The sequence below is a fragment of the Streptomyces sp. NPDC020898 genome, assembly GCF_044333925.1.
Taxonomy (GTDB): Bacteria; Actinomycetota; Actinomycetes; order Streptomycetales; family Streptomycetaceae; genus Streptomyces.
In genome coordinates this window covers 74747-101559 of sequence record NZ_JBIRRV010000001.1, presented here as the reverse complement: position 1 = coordinate 101559, position 26813 = coordinate 74747, and the positions used below count along the sequence as shown (strand labels likewise).

Here is a 26813-nt window from a genome sequence, read left to right as displayed (position 1 = left end):
GGAACGCCCAGTGGCAGCGTCAATCTGACCAAGGGTCAGGCCATCAACCTGCAGAAGAACGACGGGGGCGCTCTGACGGCGGTGCGCATGGGCCTCGGCTGGCAGGCGGCTCCCCGGCGAGGTCTGTTCGGCTCGCGTACGAGGGAGATCGACCTCGACGCCTCCGCCGTACTGTTCGCCGACAAGCAGCCCGTCGACGTCGTGTTCTTCCGCCATCTCGTGAGTGACGACGGTTCCGTGCGGCACACGGGTGACAACCTCGTCGGTGGTGTCGGCCAGGGCGGTGACGACGAGGCGATCCTCGTCGACCTGCCGCGTGTGCCGGTCCACATCGACCAGATCGTCTTCACCGTGAACTCCTTCACGGGCCAGACGTTCCAGGAGGTGCAGAACGCGTTCTGCCGTCTGGTCGACGAGACCAACGGCGACGAACTCGCCCGCTACACACTGGACGGCGGCGGCCAGTACACGGCCCAGATCATGGCGAAGGTGCACCGCGCGGGCACGGGCTGGCAGATGACCGCCCTCGGTACGCCTGCCAACGGCCGCACGTTCCAGGACCTGATGCCGGCGATCCTGCCGCACCTGTAGCGGGGCCCGGGCGGCCCAGGGAACAAGAAGAGCGACACGGGGGGACGAAGGCGATGACGGCCGAGCTGGTCCGGGGACAGAACCATCCCCTCTCCCAGGTCCGCCTGGAAGTGCGGGTGTCGGCCGGCGCGCCGATCGTGGCCGGGGCCACGATCGGCGACGAGCAGGGCAAGGTCCACGGTGTCGAGTGGGTGGCCCACCCCGGTGCTCCCACGCTCCCCGGCCTGGAAGTCTCCAAGCAGGCGGCGGCCGACCACCGGCTCGCCGTCGACCTGGGCGCCATGCCGGAGTCCGTGCACCGGATCAGCGTGCTGCTCGCCCTGCCGTCCGGCGTGGGCGGCCCGGCCCGCTTCGGCGCCGTCGCCGCCCCCTTCGTCGCCGTGACCGGCCTCGACGGCGCCGAGGTCGCCAGCTACACGATCACGGGCCTGGAGGCCGAGTCGGCGGTCGTCGCCCTGGAGCTCTACCGCAGACAGGGCGCCTGGAAGGTACGCGCCATCGGCCAGGGATACGTCGGTGGCCTCGCCGAACTCCTCACCGACCAGGGCCTTCCCGAGGCCGGACAGCTCGCTGCCGTCATCAACGAGGCGGTGTCCCAGGCCCATTCCCGCTCGGTGGCACCCCCGCCACCCCGGACCCAGGACAGCGACCGCGCCCGCCGGACCACACCCCCCGCCTCGCCGTACGCAGCTCAGGGCCCCGAAACCGGCCCCGCCGCCGGCATGTCGGACCACACGGGCCCGAGCCTCGGGGGCGGCCAGACGCCCGCCCCCGCGCCTTCGTCGCCGTACGCGGGTCAAGGGCCGCAGGACAGCCCGGCCACCGGCGCACCGGGGCAGGTCGGGTCCACGGGCCGGGACGGCCAGGGCCCTGCCTCCGCGCAGCCTTCGTCGCCGTACGGAGTCCAGGACACGCAGCACACCGCGGCACCCGGCGCGCCGTCGCCGACCGGCCACCCGGACGGCTCGCCTCCGGCGGGTCACGCCGGGGAAGCCGCGCAGGTCGACCCCTCCGCCACCGTGCAGCCGACCGCCCCCGCCACCGGCGGGCCGGTCGACTACAGCCATCCCCGGCGCCGTACCGCCGCTCCACCACCGGCCCCGCCGGCCGCGATCCCAGCCCGGTCCGGACAGTCCGCGCAGCCGGTCGCGGGTGACGCGACGGGCTGGTCCATGGACGAGCGGCTCTACAACCAGGTCTGGGGCATGTTCGAGGACCTGGCCCGCGCCGCCGCCGCGTACCGCAGCGCCGTGGACTTCGCCGACTCGCGCCTGGAACAGGAGATCGACAAGGCGCTGGACGATCCGCGCAGCCGGATCGGCGGCCGGGGTGACGCCGCCCGGGAAGCGGCCCGCGCCAAGCACGCCCAACTCGTCGACCAGGCACGGGCCGCCCTCGACCGCGACCTCTCCCAGCTCATCGCCGAGGCCCACGTCGTCGAGCCCGCACTGCCCCTGGCCTACGCGCGCTGGGACAACCCGGTCTGGCACGGGTACCGCGTACCGATGGAAATGCCCATGGCGCTGCGGCTGGGCGACCTGCGGCTGCCCGAGAGCGCCGACCTGAGCATCCCGATGCTCGTTCGGCTGCCGTTGGAGCGCGGCCTGTGGATCGACAGCGGCGGCGAGTCCCTCGACGGTTCGCTCGTCGACTCCGACGAGCTGCGGCGACTCGCCATGGACACGGCGGTGACCCATGCGGCCCGGCTGCTCGCCGTCCATCCGGCGGGGGAATTCGCCGTACACGTCATCGACCCGGCGGGCTCGGGCGCCGCTGCCCTCGCGCCGCTCGTGCGGACCGGTGTGCTCGCGACTCCGCCCGCCGCCGGTGCCGCCGGTGTCGCGGACGTCCTGGGCCGGCTGACCCAGCGCGTCGACCTGGTGCAGATGGCGGTGCGCGGCGGTGCGGCCGACTCGCTGCCGCCCGACCTCGACACCGCCCAGCAACTGCTGATCGTCAACGACTTCCCGCACGGTTTCGACGACCGGGCGGTGACCCAGCTGCGCTATCTCGCGGACGAGGGCCCGGCCGTCGGTGTCCACCTGATGATGGTCGCCGACCGTGAGGACGCTGCCGCCTACGGACCGCTGCTCGATCCGCTCTGGCGTTCGCTCATGCGACTCACCCCGGTCCCCGACGACCACCTGGCCGACCCTTGGGTAGGTCATGCGTGGACGTATGAGCCGTCGGTCGTGCCGGACGGCAGCCAGGTGCTCCAGCAGGTGCTCAGTCAGGTCGCGGCAGCCCGCCGCTCGTGGAACCGCTGACGCCCGCAGCCGCTTTACCAAGTAACCGCAAAGTCCTCTGACCTGCGGACTTGAGGCTTATTTTACTAATCCCTTTACCTTTCCTTGGTGATTGGGGTACTGTTCTTCCATACGGAGGGGAGTACTCCCTACCTGCTGCGGCGTACCCGTCAATACGGATCAAGCCAGATCCCGGGGCGTCGGCCCGTCGGCATCGGACGCGTCAAGGAGTCCGGCTGTCGCGGGTGGAAGAGACCTCCGGTAGCGACGACGCTGAAATTTGCCGTTACGTACTGCCGGAGGCGCAGTGAATGTTTCCATGGGCCTATGGGTCCTGACCATCGTTGGTCTCGCCGCTCTGATCGCGGTGGACTTCTTCATCGGGCGCAAGCCCCACGACGTATCGATCAAGGAAGCCGGAATCTGGACGGTCGTCTGGATAGCCCTCGCCGGACTGTTCGGTCTGGGCCTGCTCGTCTTCAGTGGCGGTGCGCCCGCCGGTGAGTTCTTCGCGGGCTTCATCACCGAGAAATCGCTGAGCGTCGACAACCTCTTCGTCTTCGTCCTGATCATGGCGAAGTTCGCGGTGCCCTCGCAGTACCAGCAACGCGTACTCCTCGTCGGCGTTCTCATCGCGCTCGTCCTGCGCGCGATATTCATCGCAGCAGGCGCCGCGATCCTCGCGAGCTTCGCGTGGGTGTTCTACATCTTCGGCGCGTTCCTCATCTACACCGCCTGGAAGCTGATCCAGGAGGCCCGGGCCGACGACGAGGACGAGGAGTTCGAGGAGAACAAGCTCCTCAAGGCTGCCGAGAAGCGGTTCGGCGTGGCCGATCGTTACCACGGCACCAAGCTGTGGATCGAGGAGAACGGCAAGCGAGTCATGACGCCGATGCTGGTCGTGATGCTCGCGATCGGTACCACGGACGTCCTGTTCGCCCTCGACTCGATCCCGGCGATCTTCGGCCTGACCCAGGACCCGTACATCGTCTTCACCGCCAACGCCTTTGCGCTGATGGGTCTGCGCCAGCTGTACTTCCTCATCGGCGGTCTGCTGAGGAAGCTGGTGCACCTCAGCTACGGCCTGTCGGTCATCCTCGGCTTCATCGGCGTCAAGCTGGTGCTGCACGCGCTGCACGAGTCCGGCGTCCATGTTCCGGAGATCTCCATACCGGTCTCCCTCGGCGTGATCTGCGGGGTCCTGGTCATCACCACGATCACCAGCCTGATCGCCTCCAAGAAGCAGGCGGAGGCCGAGGCGGCGCAGCACAAGAGCGACGACGCTCCGAAGGACAGCATCGAGGCCTGACCAGGCCCGACGTAGGAACAACCACCATCGGGAGCGGTGCGCCGGCGAATTGCCGGCCACCGCTCCCGACCGTGCGTCGGGCAGGTCACTCCGTGGCGGGTACGGCGGCGAGGCGCGGCACCGGCCGTGTCTCGGGCAGCAACGCGAAGCACCCCAGACTGAACAGCGCGATCCCGGTCAGATACACGCCCACACCCCAGGGGACCCGGCCCCCCTGCTCGGCGATCGCCGTCGCCACGATCGGCGTGAGCGCGCCGCCGAGAACCCCGCCGAGGTTGTAGCCGACCGCGGCGCCCGTGCACCGTACGCGGGGCTCGTACAGCTCGGGCAGATAGGCGGCGATCACCGCGAACATTGTGACGAACGCGATCATCGCCACCAGGAAGCCGAGGAACATCAGCAGCGGTTCGCCGGTCGACAGCAGCGCGACCATGGGGCACATCCACAGCGCGGCGCCCGCGCAGCCGGCCAGACACAGCGGCCGACGACCGTAACGGTCCCCCAGGAGAGCCGCCACAGGCGTCAGGGCGCCCTTGACCACCACCGCGGCCATGATGCAGGCCAGCATGACGGTACGGCTGACACCGAGCCGTTCTGTCCCATAGGCGAGGGACCAGGTCGTCACCGCGTAGAACACCGCGTACCCCACCGCGAGCGCGCCCGCCGTCAGCAGGACCAGCCGCCAGTGGTCGCGCACCACCTCGGCGAGCGGCACGCGCGCGTGGTCGTCGATCTCCAGAAAGCTCGGGCTTTCGGCGAGCGAGGAACGCAGCCACAACCCGGCCACGGCGAGTACCCCGGCCGCCCAGAACGGCACCCGCCACCCCCACGAGGCGAACTGCGCCTCGGTGAGGGACGCCGAAAGCGCCAGCATCACGCCGTTGGCGAGGACGAAGCCCACCGCGGGACCGATCTGCGGGAAGCTCGACCACAGGGCGCGCCGTTCGGCGGGCGCGTGCTCCGCGGTCAGCAGGACCGCCCCGCCCCACTCCCCGCCGAGCCCGAGCCCCTGGAGAAAACGCAGCACAAGGAGCAGCACGGGCGCGGCCGCGCCGATCGATTCGTACGTCGGTACGCAGCCGACCGCGACCGTCGAGGCACCGGTCAGCAGCAGCGAGGCGACGAGGACCGGCCGCCGCCCGCGCCGGTCCCCGATGTGCCCGAAGAGCACCGCCCCCAGCGGCCGGGCGACGAAGCCCACCCCGAACGTCCCGAAGGCGGCCAGCGTCCCGGCCAGCGGCGAGAACGTCGGGAAGAACAGCGGCCCCAGGACCAGCGCCGCCGCGGTTCCGTAGACGAAGAAGTCGTAGAACTCGATGGCCGTCCCCGCGAGCGAGGCGGCGGCCAGCCGCACCATGGAGGGGGCCTTTGCCGTGCGTACGTCGTGCATGTCGCGTCAACTACCCACGGTGATCGCGGGTTACGGGGGGCGCGCGGAGGCCGATCGGGTCAGTACGTCACGGTGATGCGCCGGGCGGGGCCGTCCACCCGTATCGACCCTCCATAGGGGATGACGATCTGCGGATCCGTGTGTCCGAAGTCCACGTCGAAGACGGCCGTCGTGTCCGGGGCGTAGGCGCGCAGCGCGCGTTGCACCGCCTCCCGCTGCTCGACGGCGTAACGGGCGGCTTCCTCGGGGCTGTTGGGGCACTCGAAGGACCAGGTCTTCGCCCGCCCCATCAGCAGCGCGGAGAAGCGCTGGAGCAGCCCGCGCTCGCCCATGTTGCGCAGGGTGCGGAAGACCTCCTCACCGCTCGGCATCTCCTCCGAGGTCTCCAGGAACAGCACTCCGCCGTCGTACTCGCTCAGGTCGTGGGAGATCTCGCGGTCGGCCATCAGCAGCCAGCCGAGGATCTCCAGGCAGCCTCCCCAACCGCGGCCCTCCACCACGCGGTCGGCGTTCTGCCAGATCCAGCCGGTGCCGGGACGGGTCTCCGGTTCCGCGTCGAAGGTGGTGGGGTCGGCCCAGTCGCGGTTGACGTCGTTCCAGCGCTCGGCGGGCCGCAGTTCGTACTCGCCCGAGGTGAACAGGGCGGCCCGCAGGGACTCGGCGGTCAGCGCGTCCATGGCCACGGGACGCCCGAGTGCCGTCATCACGGTCGCGCCGTGGAATCCGACGATCCCGGTGTTGTACAGGTACGCCAGCAGGTTCGTGTTGTCGCTCATCCCGAAGAACGGCTTCGGGTTCGCGCGGATCAACTCCCGGTCCAGCAGCGGCAGCACGGTGATCTGGTCGTCGCCGCCGATCGTCGCGATGACCGCCTTGACGTCCGGGTCGGCGAACGCGGCGTGGATGTCGTCGGCGCGCTCCTGGGGCGTCGAGCCCATCTTGCGCGTCGCCGGATACTCGACCGGTTCGAGCCCGAACTCCTTGCGCAGCCGCTCCAGTCCCAGCTCGTGCGGGCGTGGGAAGAGCCCGGGCAGTCCGGCGCCCGGCGAGATGACGGCTATGCGGTCGCCGGGCGAGGGCTTGGGGGGGATGGACGGGGGTTGTCATGCCGGGAGCGTAAGGGCCGCCGCGGTGTCGGCGCACCGTGATAAACCGGGTCTGAGCAGCGGTCCTCAACGGGCCGTCACCCTGAACGGACCGGAGGAACCGTGCCCAGCACCCGCACCCTCGCCAACGCCCCGATCATGATCCTCAACGGCCCCAACCTGAACCTCCTGGGCCAGCGCCAGCCGGAGATCTACGGCTCCGACACGCTCGCCGACGTAGAGGCCCTGTGCGCCAAGGCCGCGGCCGGGCACGGCGGCACGGTGGACTTCCGCCAGTCCAACCACGAGGGCGAGTTGGTCGACTGGATCCACGAGGCACGCCTGGGCCACGCCGGCATCGTCATCAACCCCGGCGCCTACTCGCACACGTCCGTCGCGATCCTCGACGCGCTCAACACCTGCGACGGCATGCCGGTGTTGGAGGTCCACATCTCCAACATCCACCAGCGCGAGACGTTCCGGCACCACTCGTACGTCTCCCTGCGGGCCAACGGCGTCATCGCGGGGTGCGGTGTGCAGGGGTACGTGTTCGGGGTGGAGCGGGTCGCCGCACTGGTGGGAGCGGCGACCGCGGAGGCGTGACGAACCGCGTGCCGTCGGCCGCAACCGCCCTTACAACCGTCCCGCCTCCACGATCCGCCGCAGGAACTGCTGGGTGCGCTCCTGCTGCGGGTCGCCGAACACCTGATCGGCTGTGCCGCGCTCCAGGACCACGCCGCCCTCCAGGAAACAGACCTGGTCCGCGACATCGCGGGCGAAGCCCATCTCGTGGGTGGCGAGCACCATGGTCATGCCGTCGCCCTTCAGGTCCCGGACGACACTGAGGACCTCGCCCACGAGTTCCGGGTCGAGGGCCGCGGTGATCTCGTCGAGGAGCAGCAGCCGGGGGCGTACGGCCAGAGCGCGGACGATCGCGGCCCGCTGCTGCTGGCCGCCGCTCAGCCGGTCCGGATACTCTCCCGCCTTCGCGCCAAGACCGAGCCGCTCCAGCAGCTCACGGGCGTACTGCTCCGCCTCCGCGCGATCCACGCCGTGCACCCGGCGCGGGGCGAGGGTGATGTTCTCCAGGACGGTCATGTGCGGAAAGAGGTTGTACGCCTGGAAGACCACGCCGATCCGGCGGCGCACCGCGTCCTGGTCGGTCCGCGGGTCGGTGATCTCCTGGCCGTCCAGCCAGATCGCACCGTCGTCGATCTCCTCCAGCAGGTTCGCGCACCGCAGCAGCGTCGACTTGCCGGAGCCGGACGCGCCGATCAGAGCGGTCACCGTGTGGGAGGCGACCTCCAGATCGACGTCCCGCAGCACCACCGTCTCGCCGAAGGTCTTGCGCACGGACTCCATACGGAGCACGGGGGAGGAGACGGGCTGGTTGTCGGGGATGTCGCTCACAGGTTTCCTCCCTGCGCCCGCTGCCGGTCCATCCGGGCCGTCACCCAGTCCGTGAAGCGGGTCATCGGAATGGTCAGCGCGACGAAGACCAGTCCCGCGACGATGTACGGCGTGTAGTTGAGGCTGCGGCCGACGATGATGTCGGCCGCGCGCACGGCGTCGACCGCGCCGCCGATCGAGACGAGCCCGGTGTCCTTCTGGAGCGACACCAGGTCGTTCAGCAGCGGCGGCACCTGGCGGCGTACGGCCTGGGGCAGCACGACGTGTCGCAGCGTCTGCCGGTTGGTCAGCCCGAGCGAGCGCGCCGCCGCCCGTTGCGACGGATGCACGGACTCGATGCCGGCCCGGAACACCTCGGCGACGTACGCCGAATACGTCAGCGTCAGCGCCGTACCGCCGAGGATCACCGGGTCGACGGTGATGCCCGTCAGCCGCAGCGCCGGGACACCCAGGACGACGATCATCAGGTTGATGATCAGCGGGAGGCCGCGGAAGAAGTCCGTGTACGCGGCGGCCAGCGCGCGCAGCGGGAAGAACACCGGGCCGCGCAGCGTACGGGCGATCGCGATCAGCATGCCCAGGACGAGCACCGCGACCCCGCAGACCAGCAGCAGCCGTACGTTGAGCCACAGCCCTTCGAGGACCTTGGGGAACGCCTCGCGCGCGTACTGCGCGTTGAAGAACGTCTCCTTGGTGCGCGGCCAGCCCGGCGCGTTCACGACGACCAGGTAGAGGACGACCCCGGTCACCAGGGTGGACACCGCGGCGATCGACGTGGCACGGCGCGCGCGGGTGCGCTTGTACCGCTCACGGTCGATCCGCCGTTGCGAGGGGACGTAACCGTCTCCCCGGTCCGGCAGGTCGCCCGGGTCCTCCTGCGCGGACTCCTCCTTCACTGCGGTCACTTGAGAACCGGCGCGTCGACGGCGTCCGACAGCCACTGCTTCTCGATGGAGGCGAGCGTGCCGTCCTTGCGCAGGGCATCCACCGCGGTCGTCACGCACGAGGTGAGCGCGCTGCCCTTGTCGAGCACGAGCCCGAACTGCTCCGGCGTACCGCCCTGGTTCTCGAACTGTCCGACGATCTGCGCGTCGGTCAACTCGGCGGCGGTGATGTAGAAGGCGGTCGGCAGGTCGACGACGATGGCGTCGACCTGACCGTTCTGCAGCGCGGCCTTGGCCTGGTCGTTCTTGGCGTACGCGGCCGGCTCCTGCGTCGGCTTCACCACATCGTTGATGTAGTTGAGGCTCGTGGTGCCGACCTGGGCGCCCAACTTGAGGCCCTTGAGGTCCGCGATGCTCGTCGCCTTCGCGGCCTTGGAGCTCTTCAGCGCGATGACGGCCTGGCGCACGTCGTAGTAGCCGGACGAGAAGTCCACGGCCTTCTTGCGCTCGTCGCTGATCGACACCTGGTTGATGTCGAAGTCGAAGGTCTTCTCCCCGGGCGCGAACGCCTTGTTGAAGGGCACGCTCTGCCACACGACGTTCGCCTTGTCGTAGCCGAGCTGCTGTGCCACGGCATACGCGACCGCCGACTCGAAACCCTCACCGCTGGCGGGCTTGTCGTCCTTGAACCACGGCTCGTACGCGGGTTCGTCTGTGGCGATCGTCAACTTGCCCGAGGTCTCGGTGGCCAACTTGCCCTTGGCGCAGGTGGCTCCGGCCGTCCCGGTGGGTCGGGCGGCGCTCTCCTCCTCCGGCTGCGGGGCACAGCCGACGGCGGTGGCGAGCAGGGCGACGGTGGCGGCGGAGACGACCCGGCGCACGAGGTGAGGGGCAACATGCATGGCGGGAGAGTGGCAGCGGAGCGTGCCATTTGTCCAGGTCACAGGCGGAAATGTCCGCATGGTGGGAACGTGTGTTGCGTTCTTGTGAACGCCGGGGCCGCCGGCCGAGGGCGGGGATCGACAGGCCGGCGGCCCGTGCCGCCCAGGAGCCGTCATCCTGTGCGGGGCTGCCTCCAGTGGACTGCGCCAGGGCGCACGCTGGGAGCGCGTGCGCGACACCAGCATGTGTGTTCGCTTCACACGGGGCACGCGGTCGTCAACTGCACGCCCCTGGAACGAGGTTCACCACCGTGCGTGCGAGGTTTTCTCCGGCGGGCTCACCAGCCCCGTGCGTGCCACTCCGGCAGATGGGGCCGCTCCGCCCCCAGCGTGGTGTCGCTGCCGTGGCCCGGATAGACCCAGGTCTCGTCCGGGAGCGGGCCGAAGATCTTCGTCTCCACGTCGTGGATCAGGCTGGCGAAGGCCTTCGGGTCCTTGCGCGTGTTGCCCACACCACCGGGGAAGAGGCAGTCCCCGGTGAACACATGGGGATGCCCGTGCGGGTCGTCGTAGACGAGGGCGATCGAGCCCGGCGTGTGCCCGACCAGATGGCGCGCGGTGAGCTCGACGCGCCCCACGCGGATCGTGCCCCCGTCGTCCATCGGTACGTCGGTCGGCACGGGGATGCCCTCGGCGTCGTCCCGGCCCGCGTACGTACGGGCACCGGTGGCCGCCACGACCTCCGCGAGCGCCTGCCAGTGGTCCCCGTGCTGATGCGTGGTGACGACCGACGCGATGCCGTCGTCGCCGATCAGTGTGATCAACGTACGGGCATCGTTCGCCGCGTCGATCAGCAGCTGCTCGTCCGTGGCCCGGCAGCGCAGGAGATAGGCGTTGTTGTTCATCGGGCCGACCGCGACCTTGGTGATCATCAGGTCCTGCAGCTCGTGCACATCGGCAGGGCCGCCGACCTTCACCGCTCCGCTGTACGTCATGGCGTTCAGCCTATAGCGGCGCCGGTGACCCTAGAGCGGGGGCAGCGCGGGCAGGACCCCGCCCGAGACGTCGAGCCCCGATCCGTCCCGGCGGCCGCACAGCCACCCCAGCAGGGCGGGCGCCGGCCCGGTGACCGTGACCTCGGGTGCGGTCGCCGCGCTTCCCGTGCTCCACGCGCGCGTGCCGTCCGTGATCGTGGTGGCAGGCACCTCGGGGTGGCCTGCGAACCGGTCGGCCAGGAACGCGATCTCCCGCTCGACGAACTCCGCCGGGAGGTCTTCGAGCTCGTACCCGATCCCCAGGTCCACGTGGTGCAGCTCGACCTCGGCCCAGCGGCGGAACGGCACCCCGGAGGCGCTGTCGGTCACCCCGTTGCGCAGTTCCACCGTGCGTGACCAGTCCGCGGTGGCGGCCCACGACCGGAGGAGGCGGGCCGCGCTCTCGCGTACGTCCGTGAGGTGCACGTCGAGGGGGCGCGGAGCGTCCCGCTCGATGTCGCCGTCCCTGGCCTCCGCGGACGCGTACATGGGGCGGCCCGCGAAGACGTTCACGAGAGCGTCCGCGTTGCGGGCGAGATGGGCCAGGACGTGGCCGCGCGTCCAGCCCGGAAGTCGTGACGGCTCGGCCACCGAATCGTTGTTCAATTTCGCGGCTGCGGTGAGCAGCCGTTCCGTCGCGTCACGTACAGATGCCAGGTCGCGCACATGATCGTTCATGGTGTCGACGATAGCTCCGCCACACGTTCGGGTGAAGGCGGTGGACCGGACCCGCAAATCGAATGTGCGTGCTATATGGTCGGGCGTGGCGTCGGGCATGCTGGATGGCCGGGGATTGTTTACCAACCCAGGGATCCGACCGGCGTTGTCAGTGGCTCCCCCTAGTCTGAGAAAGCACGGGGGCCCCGCCCCTGTCACTTCTCCCAAGAAAGGTGCGGACCGGCGTGGCCGACCGTCTCATCGTCCGTGGCGCGCGCGAGCACAATCTCAAGAATGTCTCGCTCGACCTCCCGCGCGACTCGCTCATCGTCTTCACGGGCCTGTCCGGGTCGGGCAAGTCCTCCCTGGCCTTCGACACGATCTTCGCCGAGGGCCAGCGCCGTTACGTCGAGTCGCTCTCGTCGTACGCCCGCCAGTTCCTCGGCCAGATGGACAAGCCGGACGTCGACTTCATCGAGGGCCTCTCCCCGGCCGTCTCGATCGACCAGAAGTCGACCTCGCGCAACCCGCGCTCGACGGTCGGCACCATCACCGAGGTCTACGACTATCTGCGCCTGCTCTTCGCGCGCATCGGCAAGCCGCACTGTCCCGAGTGCGGTCGGCCCATCTCGCGCCAGTCGCCGCAGGTCATTGTCGACAAGGTCCTGGGGCTGCCGGAGGGGAGCCGCTTCCAGGTGCTGTCGCCGCTGGTGCGCGAGCGCAAGGGCGAGTTCGTCGACCTCTTCGCGGACCTCCAGACCAAGGGGTACAGCCGCGCGCGGGTGGACGGCGAGACCATCCAGCTCTCGGAACCGCCCGTCCTGAAGAAGCAGGAGAAGCACACCATCGAGGTGGTCGTCGACCGCCTCACGGTGAAGGACACCGCCAAGCGCCGCCTCACCGACTCCGTGGAGACCGCGCTCGGCCTCTCCGGCGGCATGGTCGTGCTCGACTTCATCGACCTCCCCGAGGACGATCCCGAGCGCGAGCGCATGTTCTCGGAGCACCTGTACTGCACGTACGACGACCTGTCCTTCGAGGAACTGGAGCCCCGCTCCTTCTCCTTCAACTCGCCCTTCGGCGCCTGCCCCGACTGCTCGGGCATCGGCACGCGCATGGAGGTCGACCCCGAGCTGATCGTCCCGGACGAGGACAAGTCCCTCGACGAGGGCGCCATCCACCCGTGGTCGCACGGCCACACCAAGGACTACTTCAGCCGCCTCATCACGGCCCTCGCGGACGCGTTGGGATTCCGTACCGACATCCCCTTCGCGGGCCTGCCGCAGCGCGCCAAAAAGGCGCTCCTGTACGGGCACAAGACCCAGATCGAGGTGCGCTACCGCAACCGCTACGGCCGGGAGCGCGTGTACACCACGCCCTTCGAAGGGGCCGTCCCCTTCGTGAAGCGGCGGCACAGCGAGTCCGAGAGCGACGCCAGCCGGGAGCGCTTCGAGGGTTACATGCGCGAGGTGCCCTGCCCCACCTGCGAGGGCACGCGCCTCAAGCCGATCGTCCTCGCGGTCACGGTCATGGAGAGGTCCATCGCCGAGGTCGCCGCGATGTCGATCAGCGACTGCGCGGACTTCCTGGGCGAGCTGAAGCTCGACGCCCGCGACAAGAAGATCGCCGAGCGGGTGCTCAAAGAGGTCAACGAGCGGCTGAAGTTCCTGGTCGACGTCGGCCTCGACTACCTCTCGCTGAACCGCGCGGCCGGCACTCTCTCCGGCGGCGAGGCCCAGCGCATTCGCCTCGCGACCCAGATCGGCTCCGGACTCGTCGGCGTCCTGTACGTCCTCGACGAGCCGTCCATCGGTCTGCACCAGCGCGACAACCACCGGCTGATCGAGACCCTGGTCCGGCTGCGGGACATGGGCAACACGCTCATCGTCGTCGAGCACGACGAGGACACCATCAAGGTGGCCGACTGGATCGTCGACATCGGCCCCGGCGCGGGCGAGCACGGCGGCAAGGTCGTGCACAGCGGCTCGCTGAAGGAACTGCTCGCCAACGACGAGTCGATGACCGGCCAGTACCTGTCCGGCAAGAAGGCCATTCCGCTGCCCGACATCCGGCGCCCGCAGGACCCGTCCCGCCGGCTCACCGTGCACGGCGCCCGCGAGAACAACCTGCAGGACATCGACGTGTCGTTCCCCCTGGGTGTCCTCACGGCGGTCACCGGGGTGTCCGGCTCCGGCAAGTCGACGCTGGTCAACGACATCCTGTACACGCACCTGGCCCGCGAGCTGAACGGTGCCAGGAGCGTGCCCGGCCGCCACACGCGCGTGGAGGGCGACGACCTCGTCGACAAGGTCGTGCACGTCGACCAGTCGCCCATCGGCCGCACCCCGCGGTCGAACCCGGCGACGTACACCGGTGTGTTCGACCATGTCCGCCGGCTGTTCGCGGAGACGGTCGAGGCGAAGGTGCGGGGTTATCTGCCCGGCCGCTTCTCCTTCAACGTCAAGGGCGGACGCTGCGAGAACTGCGCGGGCGACGGCACCATCAAGATCGAGATGAACTTCCTCCCGGACGTGTACGTCCCGTGCGAGGTCTGCCACGGCGCCCGTTACAACCGGGAGACCCTGGAGGTCCACTACAAGGGCAAGTCCATCGCCGACATCCTGAACATGCCGATCGAGGAAGCCTGTCACTTCTTCGAGGCCGTTCCGGCGATCGCCCGCCACCTGAACACGCTGCACGACGTCGGCCTCGGCTACGTCAGGCTCGGTCAGTCCGCGACGACCCTGTCCGGCGGCGAGGCCCAGCGGGTGAAGCTCGCCAGCGAACTTCAGAAGCGCTCCACCGGACGCACGGTGTACGTCCTGGACGAGCCGACCACCGGTCTGCACTTCGAGGACATCAGCAAGCTCCTCAGGGTCCTGTCCGGCCTGGTCGACAAGGGCAACACGGTCATCGTCATCGAGCACAACCTCGACGTCATCAAGACCGCCGACTGGGTCGTCGACATGGGCCCCGAGGGTGGCGCCGGCGGCGGTCTGGTCGTCGCCGAGGGCACGCCCGAGGAGATCGCCGGGGTCCCCGCCAGCCACACCGGCAAGTTCCTGCGCGAGGTCCTGGGCGCCGAGCGGGTCAGCGACGCCTCCTCGGTGAAGGCCCCGCGCAAGACGGCTGCCAAGAAGACGGTGGCAGCCAGGTCGACGGCGAAGAAGACGGCCACGGCGAAGACCGTCAACAGCACGGCGACGAAGAAGACGGCCGGGGTCACGAAGAAGACGGCTCCGGCAAAGAAGACGACGACTCGCGCCCGTAAGGCCTGAGCGTCCGGGTGACAGGTCCGGTGAACACGGTGGCCCGCGGGAACTCCCCGCGGGCCACCGCACGTTGCACAGTCAGCCGCCGTGCCCCTGCTGCTGTCCCTGCCCCTGCGGCTCGACGGACTGGCCCTCCAGCGCGCCCAGTTCGGCCGCGTACGGCGGTTCCGCTCCCGCTCGTGAGCAGGTGATCGCCGCCGCGTGGGCCGCGAGGCGGAGCAGGTCGGTCCAGCCGTCGCGGCCCAGGCCGGCCAGAGCCGTCGAGGACAGGGCGTCCCGGGCCGACAGGCCGTGCAGCAGCGCCGCGTTCACGGTGTCGCCGGCGCCGATCGTGTCCACGACGTCGACCTTCTCGCCGGGTACGGAGTGTTCCGAGCCGTCACGGGTGAAGACGGTCAGCCCGGCGCCGCCCCGCGTCACCACGACGGCAGCGGGGCCCGCGGCCAGCCATTCGTCCGGAGTTCCACCGAGCCACTTCGCGTCCTCCTCCGAGAGCTTGAGCAGCGACACGGAGGGCAGCCAGCTCTTGAAGCGGGCCCGGTAGGCGTCCGCGTCGGGGATCAGGCCCGCCCTGATGTTCGGGTCGAGCGCTGTGAACACGCCCTGCGCGGCGGCGCTCCGGAGCAGTTCCTCGTACGCGCTCGCGCCCGGCTCCAGGACCAGCGAGCAGGTGCCGAAGGACACAGCCCGTGCCGCGGCGGGGAGTTGAGCGGGTGCCGTGAACAGCCGGTCGGCGGTGCCCTCGACATAGAAGGAGTAGGCGGCCGAGCCGTCCACGCCGATCGAGGCGACCGCGAGCGTCGTGGGCTCGGTGCCGCGCTGTACGGACGACACGTCGACGCCGGCCTCGCGCAGCCCGTCGAGCAGCGCCTCGCCGAAGGCGTCGGACGAGACCCGGGAGCAGAACGCGGTGCGGGAGCCGAGGCGGCCGAGGGCCACCGCCGTGTTGTAGGGCCCGCCGCCGAGCGCCGGCCGCAGATCCGCGAGGGCGCCCGCCTTCCGGGGTACCAGGTCGATCAGGGCCTCACCGGCGACGACGATCATGAGACGGGGCCTTTCGCGTCCTGGGGGGAGTTCTCGGAGTGCGTGGAGTTTCTGGATGTCCCGGGCTGGCGGGAAGTCCCGGGTGGCCCGGACTTCGCCGCCGCCCGTGTCACCGGTCGCCGGCCGCGCCGCTCGTCACATCCGCACGACTCGCGATGGACGAACGCGCACGGGAGCCGCACGGTCCGGGTCGGCCGGTCCGGGTCGGCCAGGCGGTCCAGGAGCAGACGTACCGCCTGGGCGCCGATGTCCTTGCTGGGCTGGGCGATCGCGGTGAGTCCGGGGGAGAAGAGGTCGGCCCAGGCGAAGTCGTCGAAGCAGCACAGCGCCAGGTCGCCCGGCACGGACAGGCCCCGCTCACGCAGGGCGCGCAGGGTGCCGATGGTCATCGCGTTGTTGGCGGTGACCAGGGCGGTCGGGGGCGCCGCGAGGGCGAGAAGGGCTGCGGCGGCTCGTTCGGCGCCCTCCGACTCGGAGTCGCCGTGCGCCACCAGCCGTTCGTCGTGGGGGAGCCCGGCGTTCGCGAGGCCGATGCGGTAGCCGGCGATCCGTTCGACCGTGGTGCTGAGGCCGGGGCGGCCCGCGACCAGACCGATGCGCTTGTGGCCGAGCGCGGTGAGGTGGGCGATCAGCCGGGCCATGGGTTCGGCGTTCTCGGCGCACACCTGGTCGAAGCGAGGGGTGCTCTCCGAGGGGGTGTCGAGCAGCCGGTCCAGGAGCACGGTCGGTACGTCATGCCGGGTCAGGTAGGCGACCAGTGCGCCGGGGTCCGCCGAGGGAGCGACGATCATGCCGTCCACGCGTCGTTCGTGCAGCAGCTGGACGACCTTGCGTTCGTGCTCGGGGTCGTCGTGCGGGTCGGCGATGAGGAGGCTGTAGCCGTGTTCGATAGCGCCGGCTTCGACGCCCTGAAGGATCTCCGTGAAGTACGGGTTGCTGATCGCCGACACCGCGAGTCCGATGGACCGTGTCCGCGCGGTGACCAGGGAGCGGGCCAGCGTGTTCGGGGTGTAGCCCAGCACCTCGATGGCGTCGAGGACGGCCTGGCGGGTGGCGGGGCGCACGGTACGGGTGTCGTTCAGGACATGGGAGACGGTCGCCACGGACACACCCGCGTGCCGCGCGACGTCGGCCATCGTCGCCATGGAGTCCCCGCCTTCCGTCCCGGTCCGGCTCGATGGCGGCAACGTACCGTATCCGAAGGAGGACGTAAACGCTTGCGTAAGCGTTTACGTAAACGCTTACGTCTCGTGCGGGAAACGGCGGTCGGACCGGGCGAGAGCCCGACCGGTCACTCCCAGTCCCAGCCGATGCCGAGAATGCCCGGTCGCAGCCTCGGTTCGACGAGATGGACCGAGCGATGGCGGGCGCTTATCGGCAGGTCCTGGCGGCCGTTGCGGGGCGCCGCCGCCGAGTGCTGGGCGAACCGGTGGCAGCGCACCGGCAGGGAGCCGTCGTCGAACCGGACCTGGAGCGCGTACTGGCCGCCCGGGACGCCGAACCCGCGGACGTACTCGCGGGACACGCCGGCGGTGCCGTCCTCGACGCCGTAGCGGAAGAGGAACGTATCGCCTGTGTGCAGCCGAGTGTCGAAGAGCAGTTCGGTGACGAGGACCCCGGTGTCGTGGTGCCGGCGGACCCGTCCCGTGCGGCAGTTCTCCAGGGCGTGGACCGACATGCGGTCCGGCGCGCACCCCGGGTCGCCGTGGTGGACGGCGACGAAGCGGTCGGTGCCGTCCCGGTGGGCGCGCACGATGTGGTGGGACTCGCGGGCGAGGAGCTCGCGCCGCGTGCCGATCCGTATCCGTTCGTGCAGGCCGAGGGTGTGCAGATCGCCGTCGGGCGGCGCCTCCAGCTCCGTCAGCAGCTGTTCCAGGACTCCGGAGGCCTCCACCAGGGAACGGTACGAGCGGGCGCCGGGACGCTGTGCGCCGGAGCGCTCGTCGTCCTGGGCGAGCAGTCGGATCAAAGATTCGTCCGGCAGTTCGAGGATCTCCTCCAGAGCTCGTACGGCCCGCAGCGACTCGGGGCGCTGCGGGCGGCGGGCGCCCTGCTGCCAGTAGCTCAGGCTGGTGACGCCGACCTTCACCCCGTACCGCGACAGATGGTGCTGGACGCGTTGCAGCGACAGACCGCGGGCGGTGATCGCGGCCCGCAGGGCCACATGGAAGGGGCCGCTCCGCAGGGCCGTGTCCAGTTCCGCGCCGGTGTCCTGCGCGACGACGTCCGCGTGCGGTGTGCCTTGGCGCATGCAGGGGCCCTTCTGTGAATGGTCGCGGCAGCTGGTCGGACCGCGCGCGTGGGACGAGCCGGGGTGGTCCGGCGGGCGTGTGAGGCGTCCTCGCCCCCCGTGTTCTCACCTGCGTACGCGGCCGTTCACCGCCCCGAGTTCCCCCGCATTGAAGCGTGTTGACCAAGACGGGACAACACCTGAGGCGCAACATGCGCAACTGCCGCGGCTCTCCGTCCCGCCCGCGCGGTCCGGTCCCGGCGGCGACGAGTTCCCGGTCCCCGGGCGGCGGCCGTCCACAGGGTCACCTCGCTGTCACACCCCGCCAGTAGGGTGTGAGACATGGCCGACCCCTCCAGCTACCGCCCCAAGCCGGGACAGATCCCGGACTCTCCAGGGGTGTACAAATTCCGCGACGAGCACCGCCGGGTGATCTACGTCGGGAAGGCGAAGAGCCTGCGCCAGCGCCTCGCCAACTACTTCCAGGACCTGGCCGGCCTCCACCCGCGCACCCGCACGATGGTCACCACGGCCGCCTCCGTGGAGTGGACGGTCGTGTCCACGGAGGTCGAGGCGCTCCAGCTGGAGTACTCCTGGATCAAGGAGTACGACCCCCGCTTCAACGTCAAGTACCGCGACGACAAGAGCTACCCGTATCTCGCGGTGACGATGAACGAGGAGTTCCCGCGCGTGCAGGTGATGCGCGGTCAGAAACGCAAGGGCGTCCGCTACTTCGGGCCGTACGGGCACGCCTGGGCGATCCGCGACACCGTGGACCTCCTGCTGCGCGTCTTCCCGGTGCGCACCTGCTCGGCCGGCGTCTTCAAGAACGCCGCCCGCACCGGCCGCCCCTGCCTGCTCGGGTACATCGGCAAGTGCTCGGCGCCCTGTGTGGGGCGCGTCTCGGCCGAGGAACACCGCGACCTGGCCGAGGACTTCAGCGACTTCATGGCCGGCCGGACGGGCACGTACATCCGTCGGCTCGAACAGCGGATGACGGAAGCGGCCGAGGAGATGGAGTACGAGCGGGCGGCCCGCCTGCGCGACGACATCGAGGCCCTGAAGAAGGCCATGGAGAAGAGCGCGGTCGTGCTCGCCGACGCGACCGACGCGGACCTGATCGCGGTCGCCGAGGACGAGCTGGAAGCGGCCGTGCAGATCTTCCACGTACGCGGTGGGCGGGTACGCGGCCAGCGGGGCTGGGTGACCGACAAGGTCGAGGAGATCACCACCAGCGCTCTCGTCGAGCACGCCCTCCAGCAGCTCTACGGGGAGGAGAAGGGCGACTCCGTACCCAAGGAGGTCCTCGTCCCCGCGTTGCCCGACCCTGTGGAGCCCGTCCAGGAGTGGCTGGCGGCGCGGCGCGGGTCGGGCGTCTCGCTGCGTATCCCGCAGCGCGGCGACAAGAAGGCCCTCATGGAGACCGTGCAGCGCAACGCCCAGCAGTCGCTCGTGCTGCACAAGACCAAGCGCGCCTCCGACCTCACCACCCGCTCGCGCGCGCTGGAGGAGATCGCCGAGGCCCTCGACCTGGACGGCGCCCCGCTGCGGATCGAGTGCTACGACATCTCCCATCTCCAGGGCGACGACGTGGTGGCCTCCATGGTCGTCTTCGAGGACGGCCTCCAGCGCAAGAGCGAGTACCGGCGCTTCCAGATCAAGGGCTTCGAGGGGCAGGACGATGTCCGGTCCATGCACGAGGTGATCGGCCGCCGCTTCAAGCGCTACATCGCGGAGAAGGAGAAGACCGGCGAATGGGCGGACGGCCAGGAACCCGGCCAGGAACCCGGCCAGGAACCCGGCGAGGAGCTGAAGGACGACGAGGGGCGGCCCAAGAGGTTCGCCTATCCGCCGCAGCTCGTCGTCGTCGACGGCGGGCAGCCGCAGGTCGCCGCCGCCCAGCGGGCGCTGGACGAGCTGGGCATCGACGACATCGCCGTCTGCGGCCTCGCCAAGCGCCTGGAGGAGGTCTGGCTGCCCGGTGACAACGACCCGGTGATCCTGCCCCGCACCAGCGAGGGCCTGTATCTGCTCCAGCGTGTGCGGGACGAGGCCCACCGCTTCGCGATCACCTACCAGCGCGTCAAACGGGCCAAGCGCTTCCGGGCGAGTCCCCTGGACGACGTGCCCGGACTTGGCGAAACCCGGAAACAGGCGCTGCTCAAGCATTTCGGCTCGGTGAAGAAGCTGCGGTCCGCCACAATCGACCAGATCCGCGAGGTTCCCGGCATAGGCCTCAAGACGGCCGAGACGATCGCCGTGGCCCTCGCACAGGCGGCCCCGGCCGCACCCGCCGTCAACACGGCGACCGGAGAGATCATGGAAGACACAGCAGGCACTGCGGACACGCAGAACGGGGAACCCGGGACGAGGACGGGTTCCGCGGGGGAGTCCGTGTCCGCGGGCGCCCCGGACGAGCGACGGGGGCAGGAGAGATGACCGAGCACGAGACGCCGAAGGCCGAGCACACAGCGGAAGGCCAGGCAGGTCACAAGGAAGCGGGCGACGATCGCTCGCGGCACGCCGAGGGCCCGGCACCGGGCGACACGGCAGGCCAGGAACCGCCGGGCCAGAAAGACGGAGAACAAGTGGGTACGGGCATCGAGACAGCAGGGGCACCCGAAGCGGCCATCCCCGAGCTGGTGATCATCTCCGGCATGTCCGGAGCCGGCCGCTCGACGGCCGCCAAGTGTCTGGAGGACCTCGGCTGGTTCGTCGTCGACAACCTGCCGCCCGCGCTGATCCCCACCATGGTGGAGCTCGGCGCCCGCTCCCAGGGCAACGTCGCCAGGATCGCGGTCGTCGTCGATGTACGCGGCAGGCGCTTCTTCGACAACCTCCGCGAGTCGCTCGCCGACCTGGCGACGAAGGGCGTCACCCGGCGGATCGTCTTCCTGGAGTCTTCGGACGACGCCCTGGTGCGCCGTTTCGAGTCGGTGCGCCGGCCGCATCCCCTCCAGGGGGACGGCCGCATCGTCGACGGCATCGACGCCGAACGCGAACTGCTGCGCGAGCTGCGCGGCGACGCCGACCTGGTGATCGACACCTCCAGCCTCAACGTGCACGAACTGCGCGCCAAGATGGACGCCCAGTTCGCCGGTGAGGAGGAGCCCGAGCTGCGGGCCACGGTGATGTCCTTCGGCTTCAAGTACGGCCTGCCCGTCGACGCCGATCTGGTCGTGGACATGCGGTTCCTGCCCAACCCGCACTGGGTGCCGGAGCTGCGCCCGTTCACCGGCCTCAACGAGGAGGTGTCGGCGTACGTTTTCAACCAGCCCGGCGCCAAGGAGTTCATCGACCGGTACGCGGAGCTGCTTCAGCTCATCGCCGCCGGGTACCGTCGCGAGGGCAAGCGCTATGTGACCATCGCGGTCGGCTGCACAGGCGGCAAGCACCGCTCGGTCGCCACCTCCGAGAAGCTCGCCGCCCGCCTTGCCTCGCAGGGCGTGGAGACCGTGATCGTGCACCGGGACATGGGACGGGAATGACGGGACGTACACCGCGGCTGAGCAGGCTGCGCCGGGTGACCCCCGAGAGCCGCGGAGGCCGGTCCGTCGAGGCCCGCGGGGCCAAGCCGCGCCGCCGGGGCGCCCAGCCCAAGGTCGTCGCCCTGGGCGGTGGCATGGGCCTGTCCGCCTCGCTCGCCGCACTGCGGCGGATCACCGGCGATCTGACCGCCGTCGTCACGGTGGCCGACGACGGCGGCTCCAGCGGCCGGCTGCGCGACGAGCTGGGCGTGCTGCCGCCCGGCGACCTGCGCAAGGCCCTGGCCGCGCTGTGCGGCGACGACGAATGGGGCCAGACCTGGGCCCGCGTCATCCAGCACCGCTTCCAGTCCAAGGGCGACCTGCACGACCACGCGGTCGGCAACCTGCTGATCGTCGCCCTGTGGGAGCAGATCGACGACCACGTCCAGGCCCTCGACCTGGTCGGCAGGCTCCTGGGCGCGCACGGCCGCGTCCTGCCGATGTCCGCCGTACCCCTGGAACTGCAGGCCCTGGTCAAGGGGCACGACCCGGAGCGGCCCGACGACGTCGACACCGTACGAGGGCAGGCGACCGTCGCGCTGACGCCCGGCGAGGTGCAGTCGGTGCACCTCGTGCCGCACGACCCGCCCGCTGTCCCGGAGGCGGTCGCCGCCGTCCTGGACGCCGACTGGGTGGTCCTCGGGCCGGGCTCCTGGTTCTCCTCGGTGATCCCGCACCTGCTGGTGCCGGAGCTGCTCGAAGCGCTCACCGAGACGAAGGCGCGGCGGGTACTCTCGCTGAACCTCGCGCCGCAACCCGGAGAAACCGATGGCTTCTCTCCGCAGCGTCATTTGGAGGTTTTGGGACGACACGCCCCTAAACTCGCCCTGGACGTGGTGCTGGCCGACGAGGCTGCCGTGCCCGACCGCGACTTGCTGACCGATGCCGCCAAGCGGCTCGGCGCCGCGGTCGAGCTGGCGCCGGTGGCCCGGCCCGACGGATCTCCACGGCACGATACGGAGCTGTTGGCCGCCGCGTACGACCGTATTTTTCGGATGCATGGAAGGATCGGCCCATGGCGATGACGGCAGCGGTGAAGGACGAGATTTCCCGGCTCCCCGTCACCCGTACCTGCTGCAGGAAGGCGGAGGTCTCTGCCATTCTGCGGTTCGCCGGCGGCCTCCACCTGGTGAGTGGGCGCATCGTGATCGAGGCGGAGCTGGACACCGCGATGGCGGCGCGCCGCCTCAAGCGGGACATCCTGGAGATTTTCGGCCACAGCTCGGAACTGATCGTGATGGCACCCGGCGGACTGCGCCGCGGCTCCCGTTACGTCGTCCGGGTGGTCGCCGGCGGCGACCAGCTGGCCCGCCAGACAGGGCTCGTGGACGGCCGTGGGCGCCCGATCAGAGGGCTGCCCCCACAGGTGGTCTCCGGGGCCACCTGCGACGCGGAGGCGGCCTGGAGAGGGGCCTTCCTGGCCCACGGCTCGCTGACCGAGCCAGGACGTTCCTCGTCCCTCGAGGTGACCTGCCCGGGCCCCGAGGCCGCGCTCGCCCTGGTCGGCGCCGCCCGCCGCCTGTCGATCGCCGCCAAGGCCCGCGAGGTGCGGGGCGTCGACCGGGTAGTCGTCCGGGACGGGGACGCGATCGGCGCCCTCCTCACCCGGCTCGGCGCGCACGAGTCCGTGATGGCCTGGGAGGAGCGGCGGATGCGCCGCGAGGTCCGCGCCACGGCGAACCGGCTCGCCAACTTCGACGACGCCAACCTGCGTCGCTCCGCGCGCGCGGCCGTCGCCGCCGGCGCCCGCGTCCAGCGCGCGCTGGAGATCCTCGCCGACGACGTGCCCGAGCACCTCGCGGCGGCCGGCCGGCTGCGTATGGACCACAAGCAGGCCTCCCTGGAGGAGCTCGGCGCCCTCGCCGACCCGCCGCTGACCAAGGACGCCGTCGCGGGCCGTATCCGCCGGCTGCTCGCCATGGCCGACAAGCGCGCCCAGGACCTCGGCATTCCGGGGACGGAGTCCAGCCTCTCCGAGGAGATGGCCGACGTGGGCTGACGAAGCCTCAAGGAAGGCTGACGGACCCTCAACACGCCGGTGCCGGTACCCGCTTCGGGTACCGGCACCGGCGTTTGTCCGGCCTCGGTGCCCCCTTGACTGGATCATGAACTGTCATGAGCCTGGCATCTGTCCGCCATTGTGGCGGGTCATCGCTAGGGGGGTTCATGAGACGAAGAGCGAGAACGATCCTCGCTGTCGGCGCACTCATGCTGGGCGGCGCGGGACTCGCGCCCATCGCCGTGGCCGCGGAGGACGCCGGTACACCCGACGCCGAAGAGGTCAAGGTCTTCCGCGCCGAGGTCACGAAGGAGCAGATACCCCTGCTCCTCGCGACCGGCCAGGACGGCCACGAACTCGGGGAACAGGCACCGGAGAAGGGCACGGCCACGGTCGAGGTCTACCTCACCGACAAGCAGGCCGAGCAGCTGGAGGACAAGGGCGTCGACCTCACGGAACACACGCTCACGGCGAAGGCACGCGCGCGCGTGGCCGCCGCCGGCGACGGCGTCTTCCGGCCGTACAGCGGCGCCGGCAACCTCCAGGAGGAGATCCTGCGGACCGCGCAGGAGAACCCCTCCCTCACCAAGGTCGTCTCCATCGGCAAGACCCTTCAGGGCCAGGACATCCTCGCGCTCAAACTGACCAAGGGCGCGAAGAAGACCAAGGACGGCGCCAAGCCGTCCGTCCTGTACCTGTCCAACCAGCACGCGCGTGAATGGATCACGCCGGAGATGACCCGGCGCCTGATGCACCACTACTTGGACAACTACTCCAAGGACCAGCGCATCAAGAAGGTCGTCGACACGACCGAACTGTGGTTCGTCCTCTCCGCGAATCCCGACGGCTACGACTTCTCGCACCAGGCCGACGGCGACCGCCAGTGGCGCAAGAACATGCGGGACGTCAACGGCGACGGCACCACCACCATCGGCGACGGCGTCGACCTCAACCGCAACTTCGCCTACCAGTGGGGCTACGACGACGAGGGTTCGTCCCCGTTCCCCACCAGCCAGACCTACCGCGGCGCCGGCCCCAACTCGGAGCCCGAGACCCAGGCACTGGACGCCTTCGAGAGGCGCATCGGCTTCGAGTACGGCATCAACTACCACTCCGCCGCCGAACTCCTCCTCTACGGGGTCGGCTGGCAGGTGGCGACGCCGAGCCCCGACGACGTCCTCTACGAGGCGCTCGCCGGGACACCGGAGAACTCCGCGATCCCCGGTTACCACCCGCAGCTCTCCTCCGAGCTGTACACCACCAACGGCGAGGCGGACGGCCACGCGGCCAACGTCAACGGCACGGCCATGTTCACCCCGGAGATGTCGACCTGCCAGACGGTGTCGAACCTCTATCCGGACGACGCCTGGAACGCGGCCGACTGCGCCTCGGTCTTCACCTTCCCGGACGACGAGAAGCTGATCCAGCAGGAGTTCGCCAAGAACATCCCGTTCGCCCTGTCGCTCGCCGAGTCCGCGGCCAGGCCCGACCAGCCGAAGTCCGCGGTCGGCATCGAGGCCCCGGACTTCACCCCGGCACCCTTCACCACCTCGTACTCGCGCGGCGCCGACCAGGAGATCTCGGTCGTCGCACGCAAGTCCGTACGCGACAAGGAGCTCAGGTACCGCGTCAACGGCGGCCGTACCGAGGACATGGCGCTCAAGGCGTGGAAGGGCGGCGAGACCTTCGGCGGTGACGACAACCTGTACTTCGACGAGTACCGCGCCAAGGTCGCCGACGGCGACCCGGGCGACAAGGTCGAGGTCTGGTTCACCGGCGAGACGAAGGCCGGCAAGCCCACCGAGAGCACGCACTTCACGTACACGGTCGCCGAGCGGCCGCGCGCCGACACACTCGTCGTCGCAGAGGAGGGCGCGACCGCCACGCAGGCGCAGGCCTACGTCGACGCGCTGAAGGCCAACGGCAGGAAGCCGCTCGTCTGGGACGTCGCCGCACTGGGCGCGCCCGACGCGCTCGGCGTGCTCGACCACTTCAAGACGGTCGTCCACTACACGGGCGCTGTACGGCCGGGCAACGCCACCCAGCTCCAGCTGCGCGCCTACCTCAACGAGGGCGGCAAGCTGGTCGAGGCCGGCGAGAGTGCGGGAGGCTCCGTCGACCTCGGCGGGGGCACCCTTTCGAATGACTTCAGCCAGTACTACCTGGGCGCGTACTCCCGTACGACCACGCCGTCGGTCACCTCGTTCAACGGCTCCGGGAAGCTCACCGGCTTCGCGGGCCCCCTCGGCGACGCGCCGGGCAACCCGCTGAACACGGCCGGATCGTTCGGCGTCACCTCGGACACCCTGCCCGTGGAGACGTACCCGCAGTTCGAGAGCGCGGGTGCGGGTCAGTACCCGGGGACGGTCAACCCGTACGGACCGTTCGAAGGCACCTCCATGGCGGCCGTCACGCACACCGACTACGCCTGGAACCGGCTCACCCGCACCATCGACCTCACCGGGGTGAGCGCGGCCCAGGCGCCGGTCTTCCGTACCCAGCTGCTGTGGGACACGGAGGAGGCGTACGACCACGCGATCCTGGAAGCGCACACCGCGGGGGCCGACGACTGGACCACGCTCCCTGAGGTGGGCGGTGCCACCAGTGCCGCTCCGCCGATCGAGTGCGAGGCCGGGTACTTCATCGCGTCCCACCCCGCCCTCACCCGCTATCTGACCCTGGGCGACGGCGCCTGCACGCCCACCGGCACCAGCGGCTCCTGGAACAGCTTCACCGGGGCGTCGGACGGCTGGCAGGAGGTCGGCTTCGACCTCTCCGCCTATGCGGGCAGGACCGTGGAGATCTCGCTCAGCTACCTCACCGACCCCGGCTCCGGCGGTCACGGCGTGCTCGCCGACAACGCCTCCGTCGTGATCGGCGGCACGGCCGTCGAGACCGAGGGCTTCGAGACGTCCCTGGGCGCCTGGAGCACTCCCGGACCGCCCGCGGGCAGCCCCGCGGTCATCAGGGACTGGGGTCTGTCGGGCGAGCTGTTCAAGACGTACGGAGCGGTCACCACCGGTGACAGCGTGCTGCTGGGCTTCGGCCTGGAGCATGTCACCGCGGCGGCCGACCGGACGGCACTCCTCGGCAAGGCACTGGCCGCGCTGAAGGACTGAGCTGCAGGACCAGGGCGGTCCGTACCCCTACTGGCGGGTACGGACCGCCCTGCCGCGTATGGGGCATCTCGATGTCACCACCGGGGCCGCAGAGAGGTAGGGTCGTAGGCGGTCGGGGACATCCCATACAACTCG

20 protein-coding genes are annotated in these 26813 nt (G+C 70.2%); 10 read left to right on the top strand and 10 right to left on the bottom strand.

Features of this window, described 5'->3' with window-relative positions; translation table 11 throughout:
* Positions 1-24 precede the first annotated feature (24 nt).
* The 3 genes from ACH4TV_RS00450 (at position 25) to ACH4TV_RS00440 (ending at position 4146) form a co-directional block, all read left to right on the top strand.
* Entirely contained in the window at positions 25-591 is a 567-nt protein-coding gene (locus ACH4TV_RS00450) for a TerD family protein (RefSeq protein ID WP_398395277.1), read from the top strand.
* A 53-nt stretch (positions 592-644) separates the two neighbouring features.
* Complete coding sequence (locus ACH4TV_RS00445; RefSeq protein WP_398392688.1) at positions 645-2858, top strand: TerD family protein; 2214 nt, start codon at positions 645-647, stop codon at positions 2856-2858.
* A 286-nt stretch (positions 2859-3144) separates the two neighbouring features.
* Positions 3145-4146, top strand: a complete 1002-nt coding sequence (locus tag ACH4TV_RS00440; RefSeq protein ID WP_398392686.1) for a TerC family protein — start codon at positions 3145-3147, stop codon at positions 4144-4146.
* A gap of 85 nt (positions 4147-4231) precedes the next feature.
* Here ACH4TV_RS00440 and ACH4TV_RS00435 read toward each other — a convergent pair whose 3' ends face one another.
* Both ACH4TV_RS00435 and ACH4TV_RS00430 read right to left on the bottom strand, forming a co-directional pair.
* Entirely contained in the window at positions 4232-5536 is a 1305-nt protein-coding gene (locus ACH4TV_RS00435; RefSeq protein WP_398392684.1) for an MFS transporter, read from the bottom strand.
* A 59-nt stretch (positions 5537-5595) separates the two neighbouring features.
* Positions 5596-6627 carry a S66 peptidase family protein gene (locus tag ACH4TV_RS00430; protein ID WP_398395275.1) on the bottom strand — a complete coding sequence of 344 codons (1032 nt, stop codon included), beginning with the start codon at positions 6625-6627 and terminating at the stop codon, positions 5596-5598.
* Positions 6628-6780: 153 nt separating this feature from the next.
* Here ACH4TV_RS00430 and aroQ point away from each other — a divergent pair, with 153 nt between their 5' ends.
* Positions 6781-7224 carry a type II 3-dehydroquinate dehydratase gene (gene aroQ, locus ACH4TV_RS00425; RefSeq protein WP_398395273.1) on the top strand — a complete coding sequence of 148 codons (444 nt, stop codon included), beginning with the start codon at positions 6781-6783 and terminating at the stop codon, positions 7222-7224.
* Positions 7225-7254: 30 nt separating this feature from the next.
* Here the strand turns inward: aroQ and ACH4TV_RS00420 are convergent, their stop codons facing one another.
* The 5 genes from ACH4TV_RS00420 to ACH4TV_RS00400 form a co-directional block, all read right to left on the bottom strand.
* Positions 7255-7983 (bottom strand): amino acid ABC transporter ATP-binding protein, encoded by a 729-nt coding sequence (locus ACH4TV_RS00420; RefSeq protein WP_398395271.1) that lies wholly within the window; start codon positions 7981-7983, stop codon positions 7255-7257.
* A gap of 44 nt (positions 7984-8027) precedes the next feature.
* On the bottom strand, positions 8028-8936 hold the full coding sequence (locus tag ACH4TV_RS00415) for an amino acid ABC transporter permease (protein WP_398392682.1): 909 nt from the start codon (positions 8934-8936) through the stop codon (positions 8028-8030).
* On the bottom strand, positions 8933-9817 hold the full coding sequence (locus ACH4TV_RS00410) for an ABC transporter substrate-binding protein (protein ID WP_398392680.1): 885 nt from the start codon (positions 9815-9817) through the stop codon (positions 8933-8935). Before ACH4TV_RS00410 ends, ACH4TV_RS00415 begins: the two co-directional genes overlap by 4 nt.
* A gap of 317 nt (positions 9818-10134) precedes the next feature.
* Positions 10135-10791, bottom strand: coding sequence for an MBL fold metallo-hydrolase (locus ACH4TV_RS00405; protein WP_398392678.1), 657 nt, complete (start codon positions 10789-10791; stop codon positions 10135-10137).
* 30 nt (positions 10792-10821) lie between these two features.
* Entirely contained in the window at positions 10822-11508 is a 687-nt protein-coding gene (locus ACH4TV_RS00400) for a maleylpyruvate isomerase family mycothiol-dependent enzyme (RefSeq protein ID WP_398392676.1), read from the bottom strand.
* 224 nt (positions 11509-11732) lie between these two features.
* On the opposite strand from ACH4TV_RS00400, the gene uvrA reads away from it, so the two are divergent.
* On the top strand, positions 11733-14765 hold the full coding sequence (gene uvrA / locus ACH4TV_RS00395; RefSeq protein WP_398392675.1) for an excinuclease ABC subunit UvrA: 3033 nt from the start codon (positions 11733-11735) through the stop codon (positions 14763-14765).
* 72 nt (positions 14766-14837) lie between these two features.
* Here uvrA and ACH4TV_RS00390 read toward each other — a convergent pair whose 3' ends face one another.
* The 3 genes from ACH4TV_RS00390 to ACH4TV_RS00380 all read right to left on the bottom strand — a co-directional run bounded on the left by ACH4TV_RS00390 (position 14838) and on the right by ACH4TV_RS00380 (position 18054).
* Positions 14838-15803 (bottom strand): carbohydrate kinase, encoded by a 966-nt coding sequence (locus ACH4TV_RS00390; RefSeq protein ID WP_398392673.1) that lies wholly within the window; start codon positions 15801-15803, stop codon positions 14838-14840.
* Positions 15800-16948, bottom strand: coding sequence for a LacI family DNA-binding transcriptional regulator (locus ACH4TV_RS00385; protein WP_398392671.1), 1149 nt, complete (start codon positions 16946-16948; stop codon positions 15800-15802). The genes ACH4TV_RS00390 and ACH4TV_RS00385 overlap by 4 nt, the downstream gene beginning before the upstream one ends.
* 146 nt (positions 16949-17094) lie before the next feature.
* A complete protein-coding gene (locus ACH4TV_RS00380; protein WP_398392669.1) occupies positions 17095-18054 on the bottom strand; it encodes a hypothetical protein in 960 nt (319 codons plus the stop codon).
* Positions 18055-18375: 321 nt separating this feature from the next.
* On the opposite strand from ACH4TV_RS00380, the gene uvrC reads away from it, so the two are divergent.
* From uvrC to ACH4TV_RS00355, 5 genes are all read left to right on the top strand, one after another.
* Positions 18376-20472, top strand: a complete 2097-nt coding sequence (gene uvrC / locus ACH4TV_RS00375) for an excinuclease ABC subunit UvrC (protein ID WP_398392667.1) — start codon at positions 18376-18378, stop codon at positions 20470-20472.
* On the top strand, positions 20469-21521 hold the full coding sequence (gene rapZ / locus ACH4TV_RS00370) for an RNase adapter RapZ (RefSeq protein WP_398392666.1): 1053 nt from the start codon (positions 20469-20471) through the stop codon (positions 21519-21521). Before uvrC ends, rapZ begins: the two co-directional genes overlap by 4 nt.
* Positions 21518-22585 carry a uridine diphosphate-N-acetylglucosamine-binding protein YvcK gene (gene yvcK / locus ACH4TV_RS00365; protein WP_398392664.1) on the top strand — a complete coding sequence of 356 codons (1068 nt, stop codon included), beginning with the start codon at positions 21518-21520 and terminating at the stop codon, positions 22583-22585. The genes rapZ and yvcK overlap by 4 nt, the downstream gene beginning before the upstream one ends.
* Positions 22576-23559 (top strand): DNA-binding protein WhiA, encoded by a 984-nt coding sequence (gene whiA / locus ACH4TV_RS00360; RefSeq protein WP_398392662.1) that lies wholly within the window; start codon positions 22576-22578, stop codon positions 23557-23559. The genes yvcK and whiA overlap by 10 nt, the downstream gene beginning before the upstream one ends.
* Positions 23560-23726: 167 nt before the next feature.
* Positions 23727-26678, top strand: a complete 2952-nt coding sequence (locus ACH4TV_RS00355) for a M14 family zinc carboxypeptidase (protein WP_398392661.1) — start codon at positions 23727-23729, stop codon at positions 26676-26678.
* Positions 26679-26813: the final 135 nt, after the last annotated feature.

Bases quoted from the DNA above. Each gene is read 5' to 3' on its own strand.
- aroQ (WP_398395273.1), top strand. From the start codon at position 6,781: ATGATCCTCAACGGCCCCAACCTGAACCTCCTGGGCCAGCGCCAGCCG.
- ACH4TV_RS00445 (WP_398392688.1), top strand. From the start codon at position 645: ATGACGGCCGAGCTGGTCCGGGGACAGAACCATCCCCTCTCCCAGGTC.
- ACH4TV_RS00380 (WP_398392669.1), bottom strand. From the start codon at position 18,054: ATGCGCCAAGGCACACCGCACGCGGACGTCGTCGCGCAGGACACCGGC.
- ACH4TV_RS00410 (WP_398392680.1), bottom strand. From the start codon at position 9,817: ATGCATGTTGCCCCTCACCTCGTGCGCCGGGTCGTCTCCGCCGCCACC.
- ACH4TV_RS00385 (WP_398392671.1), bottom strand. From the start codon at position 16,948: ATGGCGACGATGGCCGACGTCGCGCGGCACGCGGGTGTGTCCGTGGCG.
- ACH4TV_RS00420 (WP_398395271.1), bottom strand. From the start codon at position 7,983: ATGGAGTCCGTGCGCAAGACCTTCGGCGAGACGGTGGTGCTGCGGGAC.
- ACH4TV_RS00405 (WP_398392678.1), bottom strand. From the start codon at position 10,791: ATGACGTACAGCGGAGCGGTGAAGGTCGGCGGCCCTGCCGATGTGCAC.
- ACH4TV_RS00390 (WP_398392673.1), bottom strand. From the start codon at position 15,803: ATGATCGTCGTCGCCGGTGAGGCCCTGATCGACCTGGTACCCCGGAAG.
- whiA (WP_398392662.1), top strand. From the start codon at position 22,576: ATGGCGATGACGGCAGCGGTGAAGGACGAGATTTCCCGGCTCCCCGTC.
- ACH4TV_RS00435 (WP_398392684.1), bottom strand. From the start codon at position 5,536: ATGCACGACGTACGCACGGCAAAGGCCCCCTCCATGGTGCGGCTGGCC.
- rapZ (WP_398392666.1), top strand. From the start codon at position 20,469: ATGACCGAGCACGAGACGCCGAAGGCCGAGCACACAGCGGAAGGCCAG.
- ACH4TV_RS00400 (WP_398392676.1), bottom strand. From the start codon at position 11,508: ATGAACGATCATGTGCGCGACCTGGCATCTGTACGTGACGCGACGGAA.
- uvrC (WP_398392667.1), top strand. From the start codon at position 18,376: ATGGCCGACCCCTCCAGCTACCGCCCCAAGCCGGGACAGATCCCGGAC.
- yvcK (WP_398392664.1), top strand. From the start codon at position 21,518: ATGACGGGACGTACACCGCGGCTGAGCAGGCTGCGCCGGGTGACCCCC.
- ACH4TV_RS00355 (WP_398392661.1), top strand. From the start codon at position 23,727: ATGAGACGAAGAGCGAGAACGATCCTCGCTGTCGGCGCACTCATGCTG.